Annotated in this window: 10 protein-coding genes; 3 read left to right on the forward strand and 7 right to left on the reverse strand. The window is 71.6% G+C overall.

Annotated elements, in window-relative coordinates; all coding sequences use genetic code 11:
* Window positions 1–131 precede the first annotated feature (131 nt).
* Entirely contained in the window at window positions 132–1,811 is a 1,680-nt protein-coding gene (locus EF387_RS27730; protein WP_128379337.1) for an FAD-dependent oxidoreductase, read from the forward strand.
* 816 nt (window positions 1,812–2,627) lie between these two features.
* On the opposite strand, the gene EF387_RS27735 is transcribed toward EF387_RS27730, so the two are convergent.
* Complete coding sequence (locus EF387_RS27735) at window positions 2,628–4,442, reverse strand: ABC transporter ATP-binding protein (protein WP_202918385.1); 1,815 nt, start codon at window positions 4,440–4,442, stop codon at window positions 2,628–2,630.
* A 304-nt stretch (window positions 4,443–4,746) separates the two neighbouring features.
* Between EF387_RS27735 and EF387_RS27740 the strand changes: the two genes are divergently transcribed.
* Complete coding sequence (locus EF387_RS27740) at window positions 4,747–5,403, forward strand: isochorismatase family protein (protein ID WP_128379339.1); 657 nt, start codon at window positions 4,747–4,749, stop codon at window positions 5,401–5,403.
* A 15-nt stretch (window positions 5,404–5,418) separates the two neighbouring features.
* Here the strand turns inward: EF387_RS27740 and EF387_RS27745 are convergent, their stop codons facing one another.
* The 3 genes from EF387_RS27745 to EF387_RS27755 form a co-directional block, all read right to left on the reverse strand.
* Window positions 5,419–5,940 (reverse strand): GNAT family N-acetyltransferase, encoded by a 522-nt coding sequence (locus tag EF387_RS27745; protein ID WP_128379340.1) that lies wholly within the window; start codon window positions 5,938–5,940, stop codon window positions 5,419–5,421.
* 109 nt (window positions 5,941–6,049) lie between these two features.
* Window positions 6,050–7,639 (reverse strand): amidohydrolase, encoded by a 1,590-nt coding sequence (locus tag EF387_RS27750; protein WP_128379341.1) that lies wholly within the window; start codon window positions 7,637–7,639, stop codon window positions 6,050–6,052.
* Between the two features lie 96 nt (window positions 7,640–7,735).
* The gene (locus EF387_RS27755; RefSeq protein WP_128379342.1) at window positions 7,736–7,951 is read right to left on the reverse strand and encodes an MbtH family protein; all 216 of its coding nucleotides are present in this window, start codon (window positions 7,949–7,951) and stop codon (window positions 7,736–7,738) included.
* Window positions 7,952–8,088: 137 nt separating this feature from the next.
* Between EF387_RS27755 and EF387_RS27760 the strand changes: the two genes are divergently transcribed.
* Window positions 8,089–9,207, forward strand: coding sequence for an alpha/beta hydrolase-fold protein (locus tag EF387_RS27760; RefSeq protein WP_128379343.1), 1,119 nt, complete (start codon window positions 8,089–8,091; stop codon window positions 9,205–9,207).
* 137 nt (window positions 9,208–9,344) lie between these two features.
* On the opposite strand, the gene EF387_RS27765 is transcribed toward EF387_RS27760, so the two are convergent.
* From EF387_RS27765 to EF387_RS27775, 3 genes are all read right to left on the reverse strand, one after another.
* A complete protein-coding gene (locus EF387_RS27765; protein WP_128379344.1) occupies window positions 9,345–11,045 on the reverse strand; it encodes an ABC transporter ATP-binding protein in 1,701 nt (566 codons plus the stop codon).
* Window positions 11,046–11,051: 6 nt separating this feature from the next.
* Entirely contained in the window at window positions 11,052–21,998 is a 10,947-nt protein-coding gene (locus EF387_RS27770; protein WP_128379345.1) for a non-ribosomal peptide synthetase, read from the reverse strand.
* 363 nt (window positions 21,999–22,361) lie between these two features.
* Window positions 22,362–24,149, reverse strand: a complete 1,788-nt coding sequence (locus EF387_RS27775) for an ABC transporter ATP-binding protein (RefSeq protein ID WP_128379346.1) — start codon at window positions 24,147–24,149, stop codon at window positions 22,362–22,364.
* Between the last annotated feature and the right edge of the window lie 2 nt (window positions 24,150–24,151).

The following is a 24,151-nucleotide window of genomic DNA, read 5'->3' on the forward strand; positions in this document are numbered from 1 at the left end:
CGACCCGGGATCGGACTCGGCACCGGGCTCACCCGTGTGGGGCATCGGGCAGGGACACGGCACCGGGAACCGGCACGGCCCCGGGCCGGGACCCGGGTCCGCCGGTGGAGGCAATCGGCTGGAGGCCTTTGATGAACGAAGAACTCAACGGCGGCGTCGACGGCGACCTCGGCGCCGAACAGGAAATCGACGAGCACGTCCCGGTCCTCGTCGTGGGCGGTTCCCTGGTGGGGCTGTCCACGTCGCTGTTCCTCGGCCGCCTGGGCGTGCGGCACACCCTGGTCGAGCGCCACGCGGCGACCTCGATCCATCCCCGCGGACGGGGCAACAACGTACGCACGATGGAGGTGTTCCGGGTCGCGGGTGTGGAGCCGCTGATCCGTGAGGCGGCGTCGGTGCTGGCGGACAACCACGGCATCCTGCAGACGCCGACGCTCGTCGGTGACGCCGGTGAGTGGCTGTTCAAGGAGATCGACGCGGGTGGCGGGCTGGCCCGGTTCAGCCCCAGCTCATGGTGTCTGTGCAGCCAGAACGACCTGGAGCCGGTGCTGCTGCGGTACGCCCGCGAGCTCGGCGGCGATCTGCGGTTCTCCACGGAGCTGATGTCCTTCGACCAGGGCCGGGACGGGGTGACCGCCCGGGTGAAGGACCGGAGCACGGGTGAGCACCGCACACTGCGCGCGGACTACCTTGTCGCGGCGGACGGGCCGCGCAGCCCGGTGCGCGAGCAGTTGGGCATCGGCCAGACGGGGCCCGGCGAGCTGTTCCACAACGTGAGCATCACCTTCCGGTCGGAGCGGCTCGCGGACGTGGTGGGCGACCGGCGCTTCATCGTCTGCTACCTGACCCACCCGGACGGAGACGGTGCGCTGCTGCCGGTGGACAACCGGGAGCACTGGGTGTTCCACGCGCCCTGGCACCCGGAGCGGGGCGAGACGCTGGAGGACTTCACCGACGAGCGCTGCGCCCGGCACATCCGGCAGGCCGTCGGCGACCTGGGCATCGATGTGGAGATCACCGGCAAGGCCCCGTGGCACGCGGCCGAGCGGGTCGCCGAGTGCTATGCGTCCGGTCGGGTGTTCCTGGCCGGCGACTCGGCGCACGAGATGTCCCCGACGGGGGCGTTCGGCTCGAACACGGGAATCCAGGACGCGCACAACCTGGCGTGGAAGCTGGCGGCCGTGCTGGGCGGCTGGGCCGGTCCGGGACTGCTCGACACCTACGACGCCGAACGCCGCCCCGTGGCGCAGGCGACCAGTGCCCGCGCCTCCGCCCGTTCGGTGGAGCACAGCCACCCCGGCTATGTGCCGGCTCCGGGCGCGGGCGGCGGCAGGCAGGGCGGGATCCTGAACGTGGCCCTGGGCTACCGCTACCCGAGCGGTGCCGTGCTGGGCGCCGATCCCGACCAGCCCGTGGTGCCCGAGGGGATGCGGCTGACGGGTGAACCGGGCAGCCGCGCACCGCACATGTGGCTGCGCCGGTCCGGTGAGCGGATCTCCACGCTGGATCTGTACGAGCGTTCCATGGTCCTGCTCAGCGACGCCCGTGCGACGTCCGACTGGCACGCCGCGGCCGGACGCGTCGCCGACCGGCTGGCCGTCCGCCTGAAGTCGTACCGCGTCGGAGCCGGTCCGGACGCCGAGCTCGCCCCCGAGGACGGCGCCGACTGGGCCCAGGTGCACGGCACGACCTCAGAGGGCGCGGTCCTGGTACGCCCGGACGGTTTCGTGGCGTGGCGCTCCCCCGGTGCGGCGACGGACGCGGAGGCGACGCTGACGGAGGTGCTGGGGGCGGTGCTCGACCAAAACTGACTTTGCGTCAGATAGCCTGGCGCGGCGTCATGTCGCCCGACCACAAGTCGGGCCGACGCCGTGCCACACCGTACGGGGCCGTCCAACCGTCGACGCCCACCCGTACGGCTCGCCGCCGCCTCCGGCCGACCGGGCCGGGGGCGGCGCGGCACGTCGTAGCGGGGCCCGGCCCGGTTGGCGCGACACGTCGAAGCCAGGTCCCGTCCGGGGCGGCGCGACAGGTCGAAGCGGGGCCCGGCACGGGGCGGCGCGGCACATCCAGGCCAAGGCCCGACAGGGGCGGCGCGGCATATCCAGGCCAAGGCCCTCCAGGGGCGGCGCGACACATCCAAGCCAAAGCCCGGCCGGGGCCGGCGCGACTCGTCGAAACCAAGGCCCGCCCGGGCGGCGCGTCACCCGTGGGTCACTGTTCGCCGCTCCCCGTCAGTCCGCCGGAGCGGGGGCCGGCTCCGGCGGACTGACGGGGAGGGCGACGCCCGGGCCCGGGGGCGGCAACTCGCCGGCACAACGGCGCGGAACCCGGGCTGGCCGTACTGACCGTGCCCCGGAGCGCCGCCGTGTCCGGAGCCGTACTGGAGATCCTCCGGCGCAGTTGCCGGCCGGGGAGCAGGCGGCCGGAAGAGGGCTGGGCATCGGCGAGTTCCGGCACCACCAGGATGACACGAAGATCGTGAGCCCGGCGCGGCCGTCGCCGGGGCGGTGAGCCGCGCGCGGTCGTCGCCCGGCGGTGAGCCGCGCGCGGTCGTCGCCCGGCGGTGAGCCGGGCGCGGTCGTCGCCCGGCGGTGAGCCGGGCGGCACGTGGCCGCCCGGCTCGTTCAGTGCAGGTCGGCGCGCGCGGGGCTGTCGTCGAGGAAGCCGCCCGACTGGTGCCGCCACAGCTTGGCGTAGGCGCCGTCCGAGGCGAGCAGTTCCTGGTGCGTGCCCTGCTCGACGATCCGTCCACGGTCGAGGACCACGAGCCGGTCCATGGTGGCGACGGTGCTCAGCCGGTGCGCCACCACGAGCGCCGTCCGCCCCTCCATGAGCCGCCACAGCGCCTCCTGGATGAGGAGCTCGCTCTCGGAGTCCAGGGCACTGGTCGCCTCGTCGAGCAGCAGGATCGGCGCGTCGCGCAGGATCGCCCTCGCGAGGGCGACCCGCTGGCGCTGTCCGCCGGACAGTTTGACGCCGCGCTCGCCCACCATGGTGTCGAAGCCGTCCGGCAGCGCGTCGGCGAACTCCGTGACGTGCGCGGCCTCGGCGGCGCGGCGGATCTCCGCGTCGGTGGCGTCGGGCCGGGCGAAGGCGATGTTGTCCCGCAGCGTGCGGTGGAACATCGCCGGGTCCTGCGGCACATAGGCGATCAGGCTGCGCAGGTCGGCCTGGCGGATCCTGCTGATGTCCTGACCACCGATCAGGATGCGGCCGCCGTCGATGTCCGTCATCCGCAGCAGCAGCCGGCTGAGCGTGGTCTTGCCGCCGCCGGAGCGGCCGACGAGACCGATCTTCGCCCCGCTGGGCACGGCCAGGTCGAGGCCCTCGAAGAGCGGATCCGCACCCCCGTGGGCGAAGGTCACCTGCTCGAAGCGGACGTCGGCGGCCCCGGACAGCAGCGGCTCGGGCGACGCCGGGTCGAGCACGGTCGGCGGTGACATCAGCAGTTCGGTGAACTGCGCGGCCTCCGTCATCGAGCTCTCCAGGCGGCGGTAGATCTGGTTGAACTCGAACATGATCCGCGTCGCGTTGCTGTAGTACGTGAAGGCGACCACGACCGCCTCCACGCCGTGCGCGCCGCCGCCGAGGGTGACCGCGAGCAGCAGGCCGACGGCGTTGGTCAGCACGGACATCGGCGCGACCAGTGTGTCGATGCGCAGGTTGCCGTAGTCCCACGACCGCAGGGTGAGCCGCCGCGACTGCGCGACGCGGGACCGGTGCTCGGCGGCCTCGCGTTCCTCGGCCGCGAACGCGCGGACCGTGTCCATGTTCATCAGGCTGTCGGCGACATGGCCCGACACCCGGGCGATCGCCTCCTCGCGCTGGTCGACCAGCGCCTGCCGGCGGCGGATGAGGGGCACCACGCACAGCCCCGTCAGTGCGATCATCGTCAAGAGGCCGACGACGAGCAGCGGTTCGTAGCGCCACAGCACCACCGAGCCGAACAGCAGTGGCACGAAGCTGCCCACGACCTGGAACGTCAGCGTGTCGACGAACTCCTCGAAGCGGGAGGCGAAGCTCAGGACCCGTTTGGTCAGTGACCCGGCGAAGTTGTCGTGGAAGAACGCGGCGTCCTTGGCGAACAGTTCGTCCATGCCGATCACGTACAGGTGCTCGATACCGAGGGCGTCGAGGCGGTTCAGGCAGTGCATGCCGATGCGCCACAGCACCTCGGCGAGCAGCAGGACGCCGGCGAAGCCGGCGACGTACGGCAGCGTCGAGCCGATCGTTCTGTCGACGTCATCGGCGATCTTGCCGACGAGCTTGGCGACGATCAGCGGCGCGATGTAGGCGATGCCGATGTTGCCCAGCGCCGGCAGCAGCATCGCGGGCGCTGTCAGCCATCGCAGCCGGGCCAATTCACGTCCGTAGTGACGAAGCGCGAGGAGCACGGAGCCCCTGCGTTGCGGAACCTCACGCGATTCAGGTGATCCCATCCCAAACCCTGTGTTGTCGAGTGAGTGGCGTCGCAGTGTCCCGCGGCGGTGCCCGCTGAGTCCAAGTGTTTTTCGCTCGCCTGATACGCGGGTGGAAATACGCGCAAGTGGCGCCGCGAGAGGCGTGGCCGCAGTTCCGGGACGCGGCAACTGCCTTTCATGCGCGCCCAGTTGGCATTCGCGGTAGGTCCGGGAAACAAGCCGATTCCAGACCAGACACTTCCTTATTTAGGTTAGGCTAAGCTAAGAAAATCTTGGCAGCCCGAACCCGGTGATGCGTCGTCATCAAGGGAGGGATTCACCCATGAGCTTGCCCGCCATCGACTCCTACCCGATGCCGGACCGCTCCGCCCTCCCCCGGTCGCACGTCTCGTGGCGGATCGATCCGGTACGCGCCGCACTGCTGGTGCACGACATGCAGAACCATTTCGTCGGCGCCTTCCCGGAGGGGCGTTCCCCCGTGGCCGAACTCGTCGACAACATAGCGGCGCTCCGGGAACTCGCGGGGACGCTGCACATGCCGGTCGTCTTCAGCGCGGAGCCGGCCGGCCAGCCACCGGGGCAGCGCGGACTCGTCGCCGACATGTGGGGTCCGGGAATCGGGGACGAGCCGGACGCCGCCTCGATCGTCGCACCCCTCACGCCTCGCCCCGGCGAGCATCTGCTGGCGAACGTGCGCCACAACGCGTTTCTGCGCAGCCATCTCGGCAGACTGCTGCGTTCGAAGGGGCGCGACCAGCTGATCATCTGCGGGGTGTACGCACACCTCGGCGTCCTGCTGACGGCGGCGGACGCCTTCATGAACGACATCCAGCCGTTCGTCGTCGCCGACGCGGTGGCCGACTTCTCCGCCGAGGAGCACACCCTGGCGCTTCGGTGGGCCGCACGCAGCGGCGTGGTGTGCATGACGGACGGGATACTGCGCGGCCTTCTCCTGCGCAGGGAGCCGAAGAACGCGTGACACACCGGCCGACGGTCACAGGATCCGGGTGAGGATCCGTGCCTTGCGCCGGGGATCCAGGGACTCGGCCCAGGACGGCGGCGCCAGGCGCGCGGCCGTGGGTGCGAACCCGTACCGGAGGAACAGCCCCCCGCCGCCGGTCGTCGCCGTGAACAGGGCACCGAGCGACCGGGCGCGCGCCCTGGCCAGCACGGCACGCAGGAGCGTGGCCCCCATCCCGCTTCCCTGCCGGTGCCCGGCCACGCAGAAGTTGTACACAACACCCGCCGGTCCACGGCCGTCGCCCGGTTCGGCCTGATGCACGCTCAGACCCACGCAGCCTTCGAGGGTGCCGTCGGGAGCCTCCGTCACGAGGAAGTCGGTCGCGCGGGTTGCGTAGAGGGAGAGCGACCGCTCCCTCAGCGCCCCCGAGCGCACGAAGGGCCGGGACAGGGCCGCGAGTGCGGCGGCGTCCTCCTGACGGGCGGTGCGCACGGCGGAAGCCGACGCGAGGAGTGTGTGCGCCGGCGGGGCGGGGCGCGGCGTAGCCGTGATCAAGGCTTCCCTTCCTCGGTTCCACGGTCGGAGAACGGCGCGTCGCCGTGTCACCCAACGAACTCGAAGTAAGGCTAGCCTTACCTAATTTACAAGTCCAGCTGACGGTGCCTCAGAATGCCCCTCCCGGCGCCGACTTCCCCGTCTCGCGGCCCCCGACGTATGTCGCCACCACCTCGATGTCTCCGATGCGGGACGCGCCGACACGGTGGGGGTCGTCGCCGAGCACGACCAGGTCGGCGCGCTTGCCGGGGGCGAGGCTTCCCAGGCTGTCCTCCCAGTGGCAGGCGAACGCGCCGGCGACGGTGTAGGCGCGCAGGGCCTCGTCGACGCCGATGCCCTCGTCCGGACCGATCACCTGTCCGGATGCGGAGGCGCGCTCGACCATGAACTGGATGGCCCGCAGCGGGGATCCGTCGGTGACGGGGCGGTCGGAGCTGCCGACGAGCGGGATGCCATGGTCCAGGAACGCCCTGCCGCGGTAGAGCCACGGGGCACGTTCCTCGCCCATGATCGCCGCGTAGTCGTCGCCGAAGCAGCGCAGGAAGTTCGGCTGGACGACCGCGCTGACGCCGAGCCGCGCCAAGCGCGGCAGCTGGTCGGGGCGGATCAGGCCGGCGTGCTCGATACGGTGCCGGACCCCGGGGCGCGGCCGGAGGCGCTGGGCCCGTTCCAGCGCCTCCAGGGCGATGTCGGCCGCGCGGTCGCCGATCGCGTGGACGGCGAGCTGCCACCCGGCGAGGTGGCCGTCCACGATCGTGTCCGCGAGCACCTCCGGGTCGTCCTGCAACTGGCCCGTGTGCTCCAGCCCCTCGTACGGACCGCTGAGCGCGGCGGTCCGGGCCATCATGCCGCCGTCCGTGTAGATCTTCAGCGCGCCAACGGAGAGCCGGTCGTCACCGAAACCGGTGCGCAGGCCGAGGTCGAGGGCGCGGGGAATGCCGTCGGCCTCGTGCGCGGCGACCGGGCGCAGCCGGTCGGCGGACACCATGAGCTGCACACGCAGCGGCAACAGCCCCTGCTCGCGGGCGAGTTGGTAGGCGCCCAGCTCGACGGGGCTGTGGCCGAAGAGGGTGCCACCGATGCCCGCCTCGGCGCAGGCGGTGACACCCTCGGCCAGGCAGGTGCGGGCAGCGCGACCGATGACCTCGGCCAACTCCTGCTGGGAGTGGGGAAGTCTGAGCGCGCGGGCGGCGCCCATGGCCCCCTCGGCGAGGAAGCCGCTGTCGTGCGGGATGCCGGCCGGAAGCAGGTCGAGGACGGCGGAGTTGACCACACAGCCGTGCCCGGAGTCATGCAGCACGTACAGCTTGTGCCCGTGGCTGACCCGGTCCAGTTCCGCGGCGGTCAGATGACGGCCCAGGGCCCGCTGGTCGTAGCCGGCGATGCTCACCCAGGCGCCGGGCGAACCCTTCCGGATGACTGTTTCCTCCACGACCGCGAGCACGTCGTCGATCCTCGTGCGGCCCGCGATGCTCGGGGTGTTCTCCTTGAACCCGGTCCAGGCCAGGTGCACATGGGCGTCGATGAACCCGGGCAGCACGGTGGCGCCCTGCAGGTCGATCACCTCCCGTGCGGGCAGGGAGGTGACGGCCTCGTCCAGGCCGACGATCCGGCCCCGCCAGATGCCCAGGTCGTAGGCGACGGGGCGGTCCGGATCCATGGTGAGGAAGCGGGCGTTCGTCAGTCTGGTGCAGAGCATCAGCGGTGTCTTTCCGGGGTGACCCGACGGCCGGCACGGTCGCGGGCGAATCGGGCGCGGCCTCACCGCACTTGACGGTCGGTCAGCCGGGCGGGGTCAGACGACGTCCATGGACGCGGCGAGGGACCGGGGACGCAGATCCGTCCAGTGGGTCTCGATGTAGTCCAGGCACGCCTCCCGGGTGTTCTCCTCGAAGACGATCGTCCACCCTCCGGGCACCTCGGCGAAAGACGGCCAGAGCGAGTGCTGGCCCTCATCGTTCACGAGGACCAGGAAACGGCCTTCGGTGTCGTCGAAGGGGTTGGTGCTCATGTCTCAGTGCCTCCGAGCGGGGATGGAAGGGAACGCCACTATTAGGTTAGGCTCACCTAATCAGAATTGAGCTTAGCTCCTCCCCTTCCCCCCATCAAGGAGACGTTCATGCGCCTGGTGATCGAACGGGTCCGGCCTTGACCGATCACGCCACCGGCCTCGCGGCCGACCTGGAGAACGCCTTCGTCGAGTTCGGACTGCCCGGCGAGGTGGGCACCGCCGAGTTCTGGGCGGCGGCGGGGGCACCCGCGTCGGTACCCGCCGACGACGGCGGTTGGACGACCCTGTTCCTGTGGCGCGGCTCTCCGGCGAGCATCGCCTTCGAGAGTTGGTCGGAGCCGGTGCCACTGCGCCGGTGGGGCGACACGGACTGCTGGTACGCCAAGGTGAGCATGCCCGCGCGGCTGCGGGTGACCTACCAGTTCCTCGCGGGCGGCGAAGCGTACGCCGACCCGTTCAACCCGGTCGGCGCGGGCGGTGAGCGGTCCATCGCCGCGACCCCGGACGCCCCGGTCCAGCCGCACTGGCCCGTCGTCGGCGCCGGCACCGACGTCGTACTGCCCCTCCCCCGCACCCGGATCCGCTGGGCCGGCGCACGGCTCGGCGGGCGCCGCACCGTGCGGGTCCACCCCGCGGGCGGCGGCGGACCGGTGGTCCTGCTGCTCGACGGGGACGACTGGCTGTATCTGCACCCGGCCATGACCGCGTTCGACTCGGCCGTCTCCGGCGGCGAGATGCCTCCCGTCACACTCGTCTTCCTCCCGGCCAAGGACAGGGGGGCGGAGTTCGCGTGCAGGCCCGAGCTGTGGGAGTCGGTCCGGGACGAACTGCTGCCGCTGGTGGCGGAATCCGGCGTGCCCGCCGATCCGGACCGGCTGGTGGTCGCCGGGCAGAGCCTCGGCGGGCTGAGCGCGATGTACGCGGCGCTTCAGTTCCCGGACCTGGTGTCCCGCGTCGCCTGCCAGTCCGGGTCGTTCTGGTGGACACCCGACGCCATGGAACGCCCCGACCCCTTGGGCGGCCCGGTCGGCGGCACGATCGCCGCGCGCCTGCGGGAGCGCCCCGACCTCTCGGGTCTGCGTATCGCGTTCGACGTGGGGGAACACGAGACGCGGATGCTCCCCCACTGCCAACTCACCGAGACCCTGGCCGAACAGGCCGGCGCGACCGTACGGGTCTCGCGGTCGGCGTCGGACCACGACCGGGCGGGCTGGCGGCACGCCCTGCTCAGGGATGTCGCCTGGGCCCTCGCCTGAGAACTCGGTCGGAGGACTCCGCATGAGGACTCCACCAGAGGACTCCGCCTGAGAACTCCGCCAGAGCACTTCGACAGAGCACTTCGACAGGGGGGAGCCCGGATCGGGCTCCCCCTTCGTTCGAGCCGCTCAGCGGGTCACCGGGCCACCGCCAGGCAGTAGTCCTCGTCCGTGGCGAGCAGGTTCCGGTGGGTGTCCTCGGCGGTGATGACGCCGTCGTCCAGGACGAGAACACGGTCGGCGGCGTCCAGGAGGGCCGGGCTGCTGGTGATCACGAGGGTCGTACGGCCCCGGCGCAGCTTCGCGACGTTGCGTGCGATGAGCTGTTCCGTGACGGCGTCGACGGCCGTCGTCGGGTCGTGCAGGACGAGGACGTCGGTGTCGGCGGCCAGGGCGCGGGCCAGGGACAGCCGTTGACGCTGCCCGCCGGAGAGATTCGCGCCGCGGTCGCGGACGCCGTAGTCGAGGCCCTCGCGGTGGAGGGCGACGACGTCGGTCAGCATGGACGCCTCGACGGCCTCGGCGACCGTCCGGCTGGTGCCCGAGGGGTCGATGTTGGTGCGGAGGGTGCCCGCGAAGATCTCCCCGTCGTTCGGGTTCACCAGCATGTGCTCACGGACCGCCTCGATCGACAGGTCCGCGAGGTCCTGTCCGCCGACCCGCACCACTCCCTCGTACGCGTCGGGCGGGACGTTCACGGCCAGGACCGCCGCGAGGTCGGCCGCCGCGCGCGGCTGGTAGGCGGCGATCGCCACGAACCCTCCGGCGGCAACCTGGAACTTCACCTTGCGCAGGGTCCCGTATCGGACGCCGTCGATCTCCAGGTCCCCGCCCGGCGCCGGGCTTCGGAGCCCCGGGGTCGTCACCGGCGGCGCGGACAGCACCAGCGCCATCCGCTCGGCCGAGGCGCGCGCGATCATCACGTACTTCGGCATCTCCGAGAACAGTCTGAGCGGTTCCATGATGAACTGCGCGAGGCCCACGGCCATGACGAGTTCCCCGATGTTGATCCGTCCGTGGAACGCCAGCCAGCCCGCCGTCAGGGTCACGGCGGCGGCGAGGACGCCGTTGAGGGCCAGCGCGACGCCCGCGTACGCGCCGTTCACCTTGGCGACGGTGATGGCCTGGTGCTTCGCCTCCGTGCTGACCTTCCGGTAGGACCGGAACGCCGCGTGGTTGCCGCCGAAGCCGTGCAGCGGACGCAGGCCGGTGATCAGGTCGGCGACCTTCGCGCCGGCCCGCGCCACCCGGGCCTGCTGTTCCTGGGTGCTGGAGCCGATCCGCTTGGACATCACGCTCAGGATCGACAGGATCGCGACGGTTCCCACGATCACCAGCAGGCCGAGCCGGACGTCGGCCAGGCCCAGCGCGACCGCCGCGACGAGCACCGCGACCAGCGAGCTGATCAACAGGGGCACCACCTCGATGATGTCGGCGGTCTGGTCGGCGTCCTCGGTGGCGATGGTCAGCACCTCGCCGGACTTGAGGTCGGCCTCCCTGGCGACCGGCTGGAGACCGCAGGCCGCGACCTTCACCCTCCAGCGGTGTGCCTCGGTCGTGTTGGCCTTCTGCAGGATGCGCATCCCGAACCGCCACGACAGCGACACGGTCGTGATGATCACGGCCAGCGCCGCGATCGACAGGCCGAGCGAGCCGAGGCTCCTCTCCCGCATGGTGTGCTCGACGATCAGGCCGAGCGCGATGGGGAAGGCGGTCTCGCCCGCCTGGTACAGGCCCATGAGGACGGTGCCCCAGGCCATGGCGCCGATGTTGCGGCGCAATGCGGTCCGCAGGATGTCGGACCCCGGGCGGGGCCGCTGCTTGTCAGGAGTTGTCATCGCCTGTCAGGAGTTGTCATCGAGGTGGCGGGCAATCGCTTCCGGGGTTCGCAGGGTGAACAGATCTCGGATCGTGATCACGGGACCGTACTCCCGGCGGAGCAGCCCGATCAGCCGCACCGCCAGCATGGAGTGCCCCCCGAGGGACACGAAGTCGCTCACCGCGCTCACCTCGTCGTCGTCCAGGTCCAGTGCCTCGGCGAAGAACTCGCACACCACCGTCTCGGTCTCGGTCTCGGGTCCCCGCTCCGCCGCCGTGGTCAGCGCGCCCAGCGGCTTGGCCTCCGGCAGCGCCTTCGTGTCAGCCTTCCCGTTCACCGTCAGCGGGATGCTGTCGACCTGGGCGTAGTGCGTCGGGCGCAGGAAGTCCGGCAGTCCGGCGCCCACTTCGGCGGCCACCGTCGCCAACTCCGCCCCGTCCAGCACCAGATAGGCGGCCAGCCGGTAGGCGCCGTCGACCTGAGGGTCGGGCTGGGCGACCGCGGCCACGAACCGCACCGCCGGGTGCGCCGCGAACACCGCCTCGACCTCGCCGAGTTCTACCCGGTGGCCCCGGATCTTGACCTGCTGGTCGGTGCGGCCCAGGTACATCAGGTTGCCGTCGGGCCGCCGGACCACCAGGTCCCCGGTGCGGTACATGCGCTCGCCGGGTGCGCCGAACGGGCACGCGACGAAGCGGTGCGCGGTCTGGGCGGGCTGTCCGAGATAGCCGCGCGCGATGCCGATGCCCGACACGTACAGCTCACCGGGAACGCCGTCCGGCAGCGGCCGCAGCCACGGGTCCAGCACATACACGTCGGTGTTGTCGATCGCCACGCCCACCACCGGGTCCTCGCACTCGAAGGTGCCGACGCCGAGGGTGTTGATGGTGTACTCGGTGGGTCCGTACAGGTTGTAGCCGACCGTCCCGTCGGTCTCGGCGAGCCGCTGCCACAGTGTCGGGGTGACGGCCTCGCCGCCCAGCAGCACCAGCGCCGGCCGCCGTTCCGGGTTGTCGAGCAGTCCCTCGGCCACCAGCTGCTGTGCATAGGTCGGGGTCACGTTGATGACGTCGATCCCGTGCTCGAGGCAGTACTCGACCAGACGGGGCGCGTCACGCCGCAACTCCTCGTCGCAGATGTGCACTTCATGCCCGTCGGCGAGCCACAGCAGCTCCTCCCACGACATGTCGAACGCGAACGACACGGTGTGCGCGATGCGGAAGACCCGGTGGCCGTGCTCCGCCAGGACCGGCTCGAAGATCCGGCGCTGATGGTTGATCAGCATGTTGGTGAGCCCGGCGTACTCGGTCACCACACCCTTGGGCTTCCCGGTCGATCCGGAGGTGTAGATGGTGTACGCGGGGTGCCGCAGACGGTCCGGGTCGTCCGGCGCGAACGTCGTGTACGGCTCGGCCCCGGGCAGCGGGCGGTCCAGCTCGATCAGGTCGATCGGGTCGTACAGGTCGCCGGTCAGCCGGGGCGACACGGCGCTCACGGTGAGGATCACCTGCGGGCGGGCGTCCTCGACGATCGCGGCGATCCGTTCGTCCGGGTGGTCCAGCTCCAGCGGCACATACGCGGCGCCGACGCGCAGCACGGCGAACAGCGCCACGATCGAGTCGAGGGAGCGCGGGATCGCGAGGCCCACGTTCGTCTCGGGGCCGATGCCGCGCCCGGCGAGCACACCCGCCACCGCGCGGCTGCGGTCCCGGAGCTCCGCGAAGGTCATGGTCGCGCCGTGGGCGACGAGCGCCACCCCCTGCGGGTCGCGGTCCGCCGCCCGGTCGAACCGGTCGACGACGGTGTCCGTGCCGACGTGCGTGCGTTCGGCGGGCTCGGGCTCCGGCCCCAGACCGCGCAGCGCGCCCACCGGGCCGGTCGACCGGGCGAGGTCCTCGAGCACGCGCAGGTAGTCGTCGAGGAGACGACGGGCGCCCGCGGTGTCGCCGTCGCGGTGCTCCAGCTTGATCGTGAGCCGGTCACCGGGCGTGACGACCCACGTGAACGGATAGTGGGTGGAGTCGTCGGCCTGCACCGAGGTGATGCCGTGCCGGGTGTTCATCTCGGCGAAGGCGTCCATGTCCAGGAAGTTCTGCAGCACGAACAGGTTGTCGAACAGAGTGTCGTGTCCACTGGCCCGCTGGATCTCGCCGAGGCCGAGGTGCTCGTGCTCCATCGCCTCGACCCTGGCCGTCTGCACGGCCGACAGGTAGTCACGAACCGTGTCGTCCGGCCGTGCCCGCGTCCACATGGGCACCGTGTTGAGCAGCACGCCGACGATGTCGGACAGCCCCTCGCCCTCACGGCCGGAGACCGTCACGCCGAACACCGCGTCACTGCGACCCGTGCGGGCGCCGAGGAGGAGGCCGAACGCGCCCGTCAGCACCGAGTTGAGCGTGACGCCGTGCGCCCTGGCCGCGTCCCGCAGCAGGTCGGACTGCTCGGCGGACAGCGTGTGCACGAGCGCGCGTGGCAGGTCGTCCGAGAAGGACGGTGCCGGTCCGGCGAGCAGCGTCGGGCCGGGGAGACCGGCCAGGTGCTCCGCCCAGAAACGTTCCGACACGGCGGGGTCCCTGGCGTCGAGCGCCCGGGCGTAGTCCTCGAAGCTCGGTGTCGCCGGGACCGCGTCGAGCGGCTCGCCCGCGACGGCGGCCCGGTAGGCGTCGAACAGGTCCCGCAGCATGATCTCGCGGGACCAGCCGTCCCACAGCAGCAGGTGGTAGCTGAGCAGCAGGCCGTCGCGGTCACCGGGCAGACGCACCACGGTCATCCGGATCAGCGGCGGCTCGCCGGGGTCGAATCCGGTGTCGCGGTCCCGGGCGCGCAGGGCGTCGACCTCCACGTCCGTCGACAGGCGGACCGTGTGGACGTCGACCCGCCGGCCCGCCTTGAGGACCTGGACCGGGTTTCCGTCGTCGTCGGTGGTGAAGCCGGCCCCGACGACAGGGTGCCGTGCGATGACGTACGCCATCGCCTCGGCGAGCGCGTCGGTGTCCAGGCGCCGGTCGAAGGTGAACCAGTTCTGGGCGACGTAGTGTCCGGCCGAATCCGCCATCTGGGCCTGGAAGAACAGTCCCCGCTGGAGCGGGGTGACGGGTGCCGTGCGCTCGGCGGTCGCGGAGGCGTCCGCGATCCGTTCCAGTGCGCTGTGCCAGTACTCGGTGATCTCGTCGGGTATGCCCTCGGCGAGGATGAAGGCCGTGTGCAGGCTTCCGGTGGCCTCGTCGAGCCACGCGTTGACCTCGACGGCGTACGGGCTGCCCTGGTCGCCGCCGCTGATGTGCACCGCCTGGGCCTCGCTGCCCCGGCCGAGGTAGTTGAACAGCACCTGCGGTCGGGCGTGCAGCAGCGGTGCCGTCTGCGGGTTGAGGTACCGGAGTTGGCCGTAGGCGACGTGTGCGCGTTCGTCCGGCTGGCGCTCGGCGATCTCGCGCGCCGCGGCCACCGGGTCGGTGTGCGCCGTGAGCCGTACGGGCGCGATGGAGGTGAACCAGCCGACCGTACGGGTGTAGTCGTGGTGTTCGAGGACCGGTACCCGGCCGTGCCGCTCCAGTTCGATCGCCAGATCGGTGGGCGACGGCTGGATGCGGGTCAGCGCGGCGCGCAGCGCGCCGCACAGCAACTCGGTGAGACCGACACCGAGTGCGGCGGGCGCGGTACGCGTCACGCGGTCGCTCACCTCGGGCGCGAGCACGACCGTCGTCTCGCGCAGCCCCTGGGCCGAAGGCAGCCCCGCGGCCGCGGGCAGCAGCGCGGGTGCCTGGAGCGTGGTGACCCAGTGCCCGAGGTCGTCGATCGCCTCGCCGGACTGGAGCGTCAGTGCTTCGGCGTAATCGGCGTAGGAGGTGGTCGGCGCCGGCAGGGTCTCCCCGCGCAGGGCAGTGGCGAGGTCGTCCAGCAGGACGAGCCAGGACACCGAGTCGACGGCGAGGTGGTGCACGGTGACCACCAGGGTCCGGCTCACCTCCAGCCACGAGAACGCGATGACGTCCCCGGACTCGGGGTCGAGCCGTCCGGCGGCCTCGTTCGCCGCGGTCGTCGCGTCGGTCGTGTCCGCCCGTACGACAGTGATCGGGCGGGCGGGTTCGGTGCGCAGCGCCCACACGCCGTGCTCGACGCGCAGCCGCAGCCGGAGGGCCGGGTGTGCGGCCACGACGGCGTTCGCGGCGCGCTCGACGTCCGCGAACCCGGTGCCCTCGGGTGCCGTCAGCGTCCTCGCCTGGGCGAACCGGGCGAGCGATCCGCCCAGTTCGCGTTGGCGCAGGATGATCGGCGTCGGTGTCAGCGGGCCGTCCTCGCGGCGGGCGGGCGCGGACGCCGCCGCGGCGCGCGGTGTACGGGTCCCCAGGTGCTCGGCGAGCGCGCGGGGGGTCCGGAACAGGAACACGTCGCGTGGTGCGATCGGCAGGCCGAGCGCCCTGGCGCGGTTGATGACGGTGATGGCGACGATGCTGTCGCCGCCGGCCCGGAAGAAGTCCGTGTCGGCATCAACGGCCGAGCCGGGCAGCGTCTCGGCGAAGATGCCGACCAACGCGGCGAGCGCGGAGTCACTCACCGATTCACTCGTGCCTACCGGGGTGTCGTCCTGTGCGGCGCGCTCGATCAGGGCCTTGCGGTCCAGCTTGCCGTTGACCGTCAACGGCAGCGCGTGGACCGGCAGCACCCGGCCCGGCACCATGTGCACGGGCAGCTTCGTGGACAGCAGGGCGGCGAAGTCGCCGGGCACCCGGCCCACGACGTGCGCGACGAGGTGGTCGCCGCTGTCCGCCACGGTGACGGCCACGTCGACCACGCCGTCGAGTTCCCTGACCGCGGACTCCACCTCCCCCAACTCGATCCGGAACCCCCTGAGTTGGATTTGGCCGTCGGCGCGGCCGGTGAACTCCAGCTCGCCGTCGAGGGTGCGGCGGGCGAGGTCGCCCGTGTGGTACATGCGGGAGCCGTCGCCCGCGAACGGGTTCGCCACGAACCGGCCCGCGGTGAGCCCCGGCCTGCCCAGGTAGCCGAGCGACACCTGGTCGCCGGCGACGTAGATGGCGCCCACCCGGCCCGGCGGCACCGGCCGGAGCCGGTCGTCGAGCAGATAGGTGACCAGGCCGGGGATCGGACCGCCGATGGGGCTGACGTCGTCGCCGAGCCGGAAGTCCTCGTCGGTCAGCACGCGGTGGGTGACGTGCACGGTGGTCTCGGTGATGCCGTACATGTTGACCAGCTGTGGCGAACCGGTGCCGTGCCGCTCGACCCAGCCGCGCAGCCGACCGAGATCCAGCGCCTCACCCCCGAAGATGATCCGGCGCAGTGCGGGCAGCGGCTCGCCGGCATGCCGGTCGGCCTCGATGAACTGGTAGAACGCCGACGGGGTCTGGTTGAGCACGGTCACTCCGCGCTCGCGGACCAGCCGGTGGAAGTCGACCGGGGAGCGGGTCAGCGCGTACTCCGGCACCAGCAGCTCACCGCCGTACGCCAGCGCTCCCCACAGCTCCCACACCGCGAAGTCGAAGGAGAAGGAGTGGAACTGGACCCATACGTCGCGCGGGCCGAAGTCCATGTCGGGCTGAGTGTTGGCGAGCAGCGTCACCACGCTGGAGTGCGGGACGACTACGCCCTTGGGCCGGCCGGTCGATCCGGATGTGTAGATGACGTACGCGGGGTTGTGCCAGTCGGCCTCGGGCTCCGGGGCGGCAACAGCCGGCGTGGGCTCGTCTCCCTGGACGAGCACGCGGGCCGACACGCCCGCCCTGGCGAGCAGTCGCGTGAAGCGGTCCCGCTGTTCACGCTCGACGAGGACGACCTGGGGAGCGGCGTCGGCGAGGATGTACTCCAGTCGTTCGTCCGGGTACGCCAGGTCCAGCGGTACGTACGCGCCGCCCGCGCTGACGATCGCCACCAGGGCGACGACCTGCTCCAGGGAGCGCGGGACGGCGACGGCGACCCGCCGGCCCGGCCCGACACCGGCAGCGCGCAGAGCAGAGGCCAACTGGTTCTTGGCATCCGCCAGTTCGCCGTACGTCAGTGACCGGGTACCACCGTCCAGGGCGCACTGGGTGACGGCGGTGGCGGCCGGGTCGCGGTGTGCGGCGGCATCGAACAGTCCGCCCAGGGTCGTCGGGGCGATCCGCGCGGGACGGCGGGTGCCGCCGGTGTCCTCGCGCGCCAGGTCGTCGACCGAGGCGTCCGGCCGGGTGAGCAGGCCGGTGAGGGTCGAGGTGAACGTGCGCAGGATCTCGCGGGCGCTCGGCTCCCGCAGCAGTTCGCCGTCGTAGATCAGGTTGAAGCGCGGACGGCCGTCGGGCGCGCGCTCCACCACCAGCGTCAACGGGTAGTGCGGAGCGCCCTCGTTGACGATGTCGGTGATGACCAGGGTGTCGCCGGGCCGCCGCAGACCGTCGACGTCGGTCGCGACGTCGAACACCACCAGGGTGTCGAACAACGAGCCGGCGCCGGCCTGGCGGCCGATCCTCGCCAGCGAGACATGCTGGTGCGGCAGCACCGCGCTCTGGTGTTCCCGCACCGAGGCGAGCAGATCGCGCGCCGTGGTGGTACCGGCCCAACGAGCGCGCACGGGGATCGTGTTGATGAACAGACCCACCATGTCCTCGATACCGGGCACGTCCGCGTCGCGCCCGGACACGGTGGAACCGAACACCACGTCGTTGCCGTGCAGGATGCCGCCGAGCGTCACCGCCCAGGCGCTGTGCACGGCCACGCTCAACGGCACGCCGGCGGAGCGGGCGGCCGCGTCGATGTCGTGCTCCGGTTCCACGGCGGTGTCGGCGAACCGGTCGGAGGGGGTGTGTCCCTCTGCGACCAGGGAGGGGCCGGGCAGTTCGGCGAGCTGTTCGCGCCACACGCGGTCGCTCTCGTCGCCGTCGCGTCCGTCGAGCCAGCGCACGTAATCGGGGAAACCGCCGAGCGGGTACACCGTTCCCGGCGCGTGGTACTCGGCCAGCAGCGCGCGGAGCATCGGCGGCACGGACCAGCCGTCGGCGATGATGTGGTGCACGGTCTGCACCAGGACGTTCCGGCCGGAGCCCGCGCGGACGAGCGTGTACCGCATCAGGGGGCCGGTGGCGAGGTCGAACCCGGCGCGGCGGTCCCGCTCGGCCAGGTCGCGTATCTCGTCGTCGGTGATGCCGGGACGGTCCAGCGTGGTGAAGGGCGCCTCCACGCCGCTCTCCAGGACGGAGACCACACGGCCGTCGGCGAGGGCCACGAAGCGCGCGGCCAGGTTCGGGTACAGCGTGAGCAGCCGGGTGGCGGCCGACGCGAGCCGGTCGGCGTCCACCTCGCCGTCCAGCGTGAGCAGTTGCTGCTCGACGTAGGCGCCCGCCGAGTCGTCGTCGAAGACGGAGTGGAAGTACAGGCCCTCCTGCAGCGGGGTGAGCGGCAGGATGTCCCGCAGTGCCGGACCGTCGAGGACGTCGACGTCGGCCTGCGTGAGCGGAACCAGGCCGAAGTCACTGGGAGAGTGGCCGCCTTCCTCGAGCGCGGCCAGTCCGGCCAGAGCCACCCGGAAGTAGTCGCCGAGCGTCGCGATGTCGTCGTCGGTGAACATCCCCTCCGGCCAGGAGATGGTGGTGACCAGTTCGTACTCGCCGGTCGAGGCGGGTTCGGCGATCGCGTTGAACTCCAGGGGGCGTGGCAGGCGCATCCTCGGATCGCGCTTCTCGCCCAACTGACCGGTGCTGCTTGCCAGTTGCCAGTCTCCGGACGCGCCGGCGTCGAATCGGCCGAGGTAGTTGAACAGCACCTGCGGTGCGGGCGCGTCGAACTGGGTGTGGGTCAGATACCGCAGCGCACCGTAGGAGACGCCGTTGTCCGGCACCCGGGCGAGGTCTTCCTTGACCGCCTTGAGCGCGGCGGCCAGATACCCGGGCGCGGTGAGGTCGGCCGCCGCGCCGGGGTCCACGGTCACCGGGAAGAGGGTGGTGAACCAGCCCACGGTCCGCGACAGTTCGGGCTCGAAGCCGGCGGAGCCGGCCACGAACCGTCCTTCGCGGCCGTGGCCCTCGAGTTCGATGTGCGCGAACGTCTGGTCCTGCCCGAGGTCGCGTCGCCACCGGGCGAGGGCGACGGCGAGTCCGGTCAGCAGTACGTCGTTGACACCCGCGTGGAACTTCGCGGGGATCTCGCCCAGCAGCGCGGCCGTGACCTTTGGGCCGACCGAGACGGTCCGCAGTCGCTCCTTCGCGACGGTGTCGGCTGCGGACAGCGCTCGCCTGCCCAGCGGTTGGTCCTCTCCCGGCAGGGGACGCCGGAAGTAGCTGCTGTCCGCGTCGAACGCGGCGCGCTCCAGCAGTTGCGTCCAGCGCCGGAACGACGTGCCCACCGGCGGCAGTTCGATCGGTGCCCCCGAGGCCGACTGCCGCCAGGCGGCGGCCAGGTCCTCCATCAGGACCCGCCAGGACACGCCGTCGATCACCACATGGTGGGCGACCAGGACCAGTTGCCGTGCCTCGCGGCGCCAGACGGCGCGCAGCATCACGCCGGCCACCGGGTCCAGCTTGTCGGTGGCGAGCGCGACGCACTCGTCGAGCGGCCGGTCGCTCTCCTCCCATGCCACGGTGGCCCCGTCCGCCTCCGGGATGCCGAAGCTCCAGCGGTCGCCGCGCACCAGCCTGGCGCGCAGCATGTCGTGCCGCTCGGCCACGGCGGCGAGTATCTGCTCGAGGGCCTCGGCGGTAAGGTCCGCCGGGGTGTTGAGGACGACCGACTGTACGAAGCCGTCGATCGCGTCGGTGGTCTCGCCGAGCCACTGCACGATGGGCGATCCCACGACGGAACCGGTCGGGACATCGCCGTGGTCCACGGTGGAGACGTCCTCACGGCTCGCCACCGCCGCCAGCGCCCCCACGGTGCTGTGGGCGAAGATCTGCCGTGCGGTGACGTAGAGCCCCGCGTCGCGCAGCGCGCTCAGCAGCGAGATCGCCAGGATGCTGTCCCCGCCCAGCTGGAAGAAGTCCTGGTCCACACCGACCTCTTCGAGCCGCAGTACCGCCGCGACCGCCGCGCACACCGCGCGCTCGTTGTCGGTGGTGGGCTGTACGAGCGAGCCCGTCGTGATCGTGGGTTCGGGCAACGCGCGGCGGTCGAGCTTGCCGTTCGCGGTGAGCGGGAACTCGGTCATCACGACGATGTGGGCGGGCACCATGTACTCCACCATGTGCTCGGCGGCCCACGCCTTGACGTCGTCCGCCCGCAGGTGCTCACTCCCGGCGGCCGGGATCACATACCCCACCAGGTAGGTGCCGCCCGCCGCGTTCTTCTTCGCGACGACGCAGGTGTGCCGTACGCCGGGGTGTTCCGCGAGGCCGGCCTCGACGTCCTCTATTTCCAGCCGCATACCGCGGATCTTGATCTGGTTGTCGGCCCGGCCGAGGAAGTCCAGCGACCCGTCCGGGGCGAACCGCGCGAGGTCACCGGTCCGGTAGAGCCGGGACCCGTCGTCGGCGAAGGGGTTCGCGACGAACCGGGACGCCGTCAGGCCGGGCGCGCCCACGTACCCACGGCCCAGGAGGAACCCTCCCACGTACAGTTCGCCGCCGACGCCGACGGGCACCGGGCGCAGCTCCTCGTCCAGCACGTACAGCTGGGTGTTGGGGTTGGCCCTGCCGATCGACGTCGACAGGCGTTCCGCCGCGCCCCGGTAGATGACGTGCGAGACGCCGATCGTCGTCTCGGCCGGGCCGTAGCCGTGGTACATGGGGATGTCGAGCTTGGTGCGGAACCGCTCGTACAGCTCCGGGGTCAGTACCTCGCCGCCGCACCACACGTGCCGCAGGCTGTCCAGACGGTCGGAGTCGCCCGCGATCTCCAGCAGCACGTCCAGCATGGACGACACCAGGTAGGTGAAGGTGACGCGCTGTTCGGCGATGACGCTCAGCAGGTGGTGCGGATCGCGTTCGCCACCGGGCCGCAGCACGACCAGCCTGGCGCCGGACACCAGCGGCAGGAAGATCTCGTTGATGGAGATGTCGAAGGACAGCGGCGCCTTGAACAGCGACGCGTCGTCGTGGCCGAAGCCCAGGATCTCGTTCACCTGCCACAGCAGGCGCTCGCTGATCGCCTCGTGCCGGATCATCGCGCCCTTGGGCCGGCCGGTCGAGCCGGACGTGAAGATCACGTAGGCGAGGGAGTTGCCGTGGACGCTGGCGCCGGTCCCCTCGGTGGGGTAGGCACCGAACCTCCAGTCGCCGAGGTCCACGGGCACGGCTTCCGGTTCGGCCGGGTCGTGCTCGCCCGAGTCGTTGAGTTGGAGTACGACCCGGGCGTCCTCGATGACGACGGCCCGGCGCGCGGCGGGCCACTGCGGATCGAGCGGCACGAAGGCGCACCCGGCCTGGAGTACGGCGAGCAGCCCGATCACCATGTCCGCGGAGCGGCCCAGTGAGATGCCGACGACCTGTTCGGCGGTGAGCCCGCGTTCGATCAGGTGGTGGGCCAACTGACTGGAAAGCTCAGCGGCCTGACGGTAAGTCAGGGGGCGGTGCTCGTCGACGACGGCGATGGCGTCCGGCCTGGCCCGCGCCTGCTCGCGAAACATGTCCACGATGGTCGGGCGGACCCGGTCGGCCCGGGTGTCGTTCCACTCGGCCAGGGCCTCGAGCCTGGCGTCCACGCTGGTGGGGCCGATGGTGCCGATGGGCCGGTCAGGGAAGTCGGCCAGGTCGTCCACCGCGAGCTGTGCCTCGGCCGGCTCCACGCCGTCCGGGACGGAGATGCTACGGCCGTCCGCGCCGACCTCCCAACCGCCGGGCGCCGCCCCGCCGTTGTCGACCCAACCGAGGACGTCGGCGAACAGGGTGGAGGGGGTCAGGTCGATGCCGTCGGGGCTCCGGCCCGTCGCCCAGTACGACAGCCCGATGGCGCACGCTTCGGCGATGGTCCTGTCGGAGTAGTCACCGGTTCGCCGCCGTACGTCGGCCAGGCGGTCGGGAGAAAGCAGTACGAGGCGAGTGCTCGGTTCCATCATCGAAGACACAGCGTCCCTTCCAGGTTATGAAAGTTAGCCTAACCTAAATAAGGGTTACCTAACCAGAGCGCGCTAGTGCCCCGGCAGGCAACGTTTGCCTGTCAAGGAGCGGCGTCGTGGGGGTCCCCCCTGCTCATGGGGGTCTCCTCGCTCGAGCGCAGCCGAGAGTGGGGGAGAAGTCGAGAGCTTGGGGGAGCGTGCTCTGGGGGTACCCCCTGCTCGAAGAGCTGGGGGGTGCCGGCCGGAAGCTTTCGTACTGGCGTACTTGGGCTTTCGGCCGGTGCGGCGAGCGGGGGTCCCCTGCTCGAAGAGCTTGGCGGAGTGCCGGACGTCGCGACGGGGCGAACGTTGCCTGTCGGGGCACTAGCTGCCCTCTCGCCAAGCCCGCCACAGTCGTGCGTACCGGCCGCCCAGAGCCACCAACTCCTCGTGGGTTCCCTGCTCGACGACGCGTCCCGCGTCCAGCACGGCGATCCGGTCCGCCGCCATCGCCTGGGTCAGCCGGTGCGCCACGAACAACGTGGTCCGGCCCGCACACGCGGCCAGCACGGCCCGCTCCAGCTCGGCGGCGCCTTCACTGCCCGCCTCCGCGGTCGACTCGTCGAGTACCACCACCGGTGACCGGGCGAGCACCAGCCGGGCGAGGGCGATCTGGGCGACCTTGGTGACGTCCAGGCGCTCACCGCCCTCACCGACCGTGGTCTTCAGCCCCTCGGGCAGCGCGTCGACCCACTCCTCGGCGCCGACCGTGCGCAACGCGTCCATCAGCTCGGCGTCGGTCGCCTCCGGCGCGGCCAGCCTCAGGTCGTCGGCGAGCGGACCGGAGAACACGTGCGTCTCCTGCGTCAGGATGCTCACCAACGCCCGCGCCCCGGCCTCGTCCAGACCGGCGAGGTCGGTCGACCCGACGCGTACCGACCCGGCCTGCGGGGTTCCGATGCCCGCGATCAGCGCGGCCAGGGTCGTCTTTCCCGCGCCCGTCGCCCCCACCAGTGCGAGCGAACGCCCGGCCGGGATCGTCAGGTTGACGTCCCGCAGGACCGGCTCGTCGGCACCGGGGTAACGGAACGTCAGTCCCTCCACCGTCACCGGGTACGGCGCGGCGTCCGGCGACGCGACGGCCGTGTCGCCCACCAGCCGTTCCTCCGCGGCCTCCCCCAGCACCCCGACCAGCCGGGTCAGGCTCGCACCCGACTTCTGCGCCTCGTCGAAGGTGAACATGATGGCGCCCAGCGGGGTGAACAGCCGGTGGAACAGCAGCGGGGCCGCCGACACCTCGCCCAGACTGGCCGCATCGGCCTCCAGCAGGGCGTACCCCACCACGAGGATCAGGACCAGCCCGATGAACTCGGCGCGGTTCTCCCTGCCGACGAACCGGCCGAAGAACCTGAACACCTCGATGCCGAGATCGCGCACCCGCCACGACTCAACTGTGACCTTCTCGCGGAAGGCGCCCTCAAGGCGGTACGCCCGGACCGTGTCGATCCCGTTCAGCCCGCTGATCAAGGCCTGCGCACGGTCGGCCTGGGCAGCCCGCTGCTTCCGGTAGAGGGGGGCGGACCGGGGGAGGTACCAGCGCAGGGCCAGCGCGTACGCGGGCAGCGCGCCCGCGCCCGCCAGCCCGAGTCGCCAGTCGAGGCCGAACATGCCGACCGTGGCGATGACGACCAGCACGCCCGCCGAGAACACCGTGGGGATGGCCGTGCGTATGCCCTTGGAGATGACGGCGACATCGTCACCGACCCGGGACAGCACATCTCCCCGGCCGACCTGTTCGATCCGTGCGCTGGGCATCCCCAGCACGGCCCGTACGGCGCCTTCCCGCAGCCGTGCGAGCAGATCCGCGCCCAGCCGCCCGATGAGGTAGGTCGACACCGCGGTGGCCGCCGCGCCGAACAGCGCGGCGGCCGCCATCAGGGCCCCGATCGTGACCAGGATCGACTGGGATTCGCCCTCGACCACCCCGTCGACCACCCGGCCGAGCAGGATGACAGGGAGCACCTGGAGCGCCGCCCCCGCCACCGTGGTGAGCACGGTTGCGACCGTCAGCCATGGCACCTCGCGGCAGTGCGCCGCGACCCATCGGCCGGCCTCGCGTCCGGTCGCCGTGTGCAGGGTCGCCGGGGCGACGCGCGTGTCAGCGGTACTCACAC

Origin of the sequence: Streptomyces cavernae (genome assembly GCF_004023625.1) — a bacterium.
Classification (GTDB): Bacteria; Actinomycetota; Actinomycetes; order Streptomycetales; family Streptomycetaceae; genus Streptomyces; species Streptomyces cavernae.